Genomic DNA, 2,117 nt, shown 5'->3' with positions numbered 1-2,117 from the left:
AAGTCTGATTGGATGGAAATGGAAAAGGAGCGTGGTATCTCGGTAACGACCTCGGTGATGCAGTTTCCATTTAATAAATGTCTGGTTAATTTGCTTGATACGCCGGGGCACGAAGATTTCTCGGAAGATACTTATCGAACCTTAACTGCGGTTGACTCTAGTTTGATGGTGATTGATTCAGCCAAAGGTGTAGAGGAACGTACAATCAAATTAATGGAGGTTACGCGTCTTCGTGACACGCCTATTGTAACCTTTATGAATAAGCTCGATAGGGATATTAGAGATCCGATAGAGTTAATGGACGAAGTGGAAGACGTTCTAAAGATTGCGTGTGCACCAATCACCTGGCCTATTGGCATGGGTAAAGAGTTTAAAGGTGTTTATCACTTATATAAGGATGAGACAGTCCTTTATCAGACGGGGCAAGGTCATCAGATTCAGGATTCAAGAGTAATAAAAGGTCTCGATAATCCAGAGCTGGAAGAGGCGATTGGGCATTATGCAGAAGAACTTAGAGATGAAATTGAATTAGTTAAAGGTGCATCGCACGAGTTTGATCATGAGCTATTTTTAGCAGGCGAACTGACGCCGGTGTACTTCGGTACCGCTCTGGGTAATTTTGGTGTAGACCATATGCTTGAAGGCTTAACTGAGTGGGCGCCTGCGCCGCAATCACGAGCGACGAATGTGCGCCAGGTTGAGGCCGAAGAAGAAAAGTTCACAGGCTTCGTTTTTAAAATTCAGGCAAATATGGACCCAATGCATCGAGACAGAATCGCATTTATGCGCATTTGTTCGGGAAAGTATAAGAAAGGAATGAAGTTAAAGCATGTTCGCACAGGTAAAGATGTGCGTGTTTCAGATGCGGTGACCTTTATGGCAGGTGACCGAGAACATGCAGATGAGGCTTATGCAGGCGATATTATTGGTTTGCATAATCACGGGACGATTCAGATAGGTGATACCTTTACTGAGGGTGAGCAGCTTAAGTTTGCGGGCATTCCAAACTTTGCGCCTGAGCTTTTTAGACGAATTCGTTTGAAAGATCCTCTGAAGATGAAGCAGCTTAACAAAGGCTTGATTCAATTGTCTGAAGAAGGCGCTGTTCAGGTGTTTCGTCCGCTGAAGTCAAATGACTTGATAGTTGGTGCCGTCGGGGTGCTTCAGTTCGATGTCGTAGTGCATCGATTAAAGGCTGAATATAAGGTCGATGCTATGTATGAGCCGATCAGCGTTGCGACGGCGCGCTGGGTGTCGTGTGATGACCCGGTCAAACTAGAGGCGTTTAGAAAGAAATGCTTTGATAATTTAGCTTTGGATGGGGGGGATAACTTGAGTTATATCGCGCCAACGATGGTGAATTTACAGTTATCTGAAGAGCGCTACCCTGAAGTGCAGTTTAGAAAGACGCGAGAGCACTAATTGCAGAATGAGGTGATAGGTCCGGAGCTTTACGATACTCATTGTCATTTAGATTTTGTTGAGTTTGAGGGGCGGCAAGAAGCCCTGCTTGAAAGTTGTCGCCGGGCAAGTGTAACAAAGTTGATTATCCCATCGATTGATCGTGGATCATGGGAGGGGGTGCAAGGCTTATCGCTTGGCCATCCTCAGCTAAGTTATGCCTTAGGGTTGCATCCTCTTTTTATAGCTAGGCATTCTTTAGGCGATATTAGCAGGCTTGATGCGTGCTTATCCCCGCGGCCTGAGGGGCTGGTTGCTGTTGGCGAGATAGGGCTTGATGTAACGGCAGCAGATATGGCTCTGCAGTACAGCTTGTTTGAGGCGCAGTTGGCGCTTGCAAGTGATCATGGTTTGCCCGTTATCATGCATGCTCGAAAAACGCATTCCCAGATACTGTCCGCATTAAAGAAGTTTCCAGGGAAGGGGGTGATTCATGCCTTCTCCGGAGGCAAGGACTTGCTCGATCAGTATGTCGCCAAAGGGATAAGCATCGGTGTAGGTTGCGTTATTACTTGGCCAAGTGCCACGCGAACCCGATCCGCTGTTGCGACAGCCCCTTTGGGTAGTTTGTTGTTGGAGACGGATAGCCCGGATATGAGAGTTTCCGGGTTGAGGCGAGAGTTTGGTTGTCCTTCGGATATTCGTCAGGTTTTTTC

Annotated in this window: 2 protein-coding genes; both read left to right on the top strand. The window is 46.7% G+C overall.

From position 1 onward, the window contains the following. A partial coding sequence (gene prfC, locus A3761_RS20165; RefSeq protein ID WP_068750778.1) for a peptide chain release factor 3 occupies positions 1-1,422 on the top strand: 1,422 nt, incomplete at its 5' end. Continuing rightward, positions 1,423-2,117 (top strand): TatD family hydrolase (locus tag A3761_RS20160; RefSeq protein ID WP_068750776.1); only part of this gene is annotated, 695 nt, incomplete at its 3' end.

The organism is Oleiphilus sp. HI0123, from assembly GCF_001635315.1.
Note: the sequence above shows the minus strand (reverse complement) of the source record. Positions and strands in the feature narration are given on the sequence as shown.